Consider the following 1,229-nt stretch of genomic DNA (forward strand, 5'->3'; position numbering starts at 1 on the left):
TGCGGTTTCAACCGGTCAACGCAACAGATTGTTGAAATCGTTCGGCCGGTGTTTCGTAGCCTAGCGTCTTCCGGGGCCGTCCGTTCAACTCTCTCGCCACCGCGTCGAGCTTGGCTTGCGTGATCGTGGACAGATCGAGCCCCTTGGGGAAGTACTGCCGCAGCAGTCCATTGGTGTTCTCGTTGGAACCGCGCTGCCAAGGATGCTGCGGATCGCAGAAGTAGACCTGGATGTCGGTCGCCAGGGTGAAGCGGCGGTGGTCGGCCATCTCCTTGCCGCGGTCCCAGGTCAACGATCGGTACAGCTCCTTCGGCAAGCGGCGCGCATTCTTGATCAGCGCGTCGATGACCGTTTCGGTGTCCTTGCCGCCGACTTTCACCAGCATGACGTAGCGCGTATGCCGTTCGACCAGCGTGGCAATCTGACTGTTGCTGCTGCCAAACAACAGGTCGCCTTCCCAGTGGCCCGGCACGGCCCGGTCCTCGACCGCTGCAGGGCGCTCGCGGATCGATACAGTGTCGCCGATGCGGCCGTGGTTGTCCGTCTTCTGGCTGTGGTGGCGCGAGCGGCGCATCGCTCGCGTCCGTCGCAGGTAGCCCAACAGCTCCTGCTTTAAGGCACCTCGGGCTTGGATGAAGAGGGTGCGGTAGATCGTCTCGTGTGACACCTGACCGCCCGCGTCGTCTGGATGGATGCGCTTGAGCCATCCGGCGATCTGCTGCGGGGACCAGCGCTGTTGAAGCTTGGCCGCGACCTGCCGCGCCAAGGCTCGATGCCGTGCCAGCTTACAAGTCTTTGGACGACGTGCCCGGTCCCAGGCGGCTTGATCGGCTCGGCTGGCACGATAGCCACTGGCTTCCCCATTGCGCCGCAACTCGCGACTCACCGTGGACGGTGCCCGCCCCAGCGTGGCCGCGATCGAACGGATCGACTGCCCGCCGACCACGCCGCGCGAGATCTCTTCCCGCTCGGCCAGGCTCAGCGTCCGCTCAGAACGTCGGCGCGCGGGCGGCCGGATCCCACCGGACTCGGCCAGGATCCGCCGAACTGAGCTGTGGCGCCGATCAAAGAGCTGCGCAATCTCGTGCAGCGACTCGCCTTGCTGCCACCGATCCCACATCTGGGCCTTCTGGCTTTCCGTGTAACAGATCCTTGCCCGGTACTTCATCTGCAACACTCCCGCTGCCTAGGCAGCTCTCAGTGTGTTGCATCGACCGGTTGAAACCGCA

Annotated in this window: 1 protein-coding gene; it reads right to left on the reverse strand. The window is 64.3% G+C overall.

The window, feature by feature from the left end; genetic code table 11:
• Positions 1 to 7: 7 nt before the first annotated feature.
• Positions 8 to 1,168: an IS30 family transposase gene (locus ACFOPO_RS18420; RefSeq protein ID WP_386705137.1), complete on the reverse strand. Its 1,161-nt coding sequence runs from the start codon at positions 1,166 to 1,168 to the stop codon at positions 8 to 10.
• Positions 1,169 to 1,229: the final 61 nt, after the last annotated feature.

Origin of the sequence: Lysobacter sp. GCM10012299 (assembly GCF_042649405.1) — a bacterium.
GTDB lineage: Bacteria > Pseudomonadota > Gammaproteobacteria > Xanthomonadales > Xanthomonadaceae > Lysobacter_J.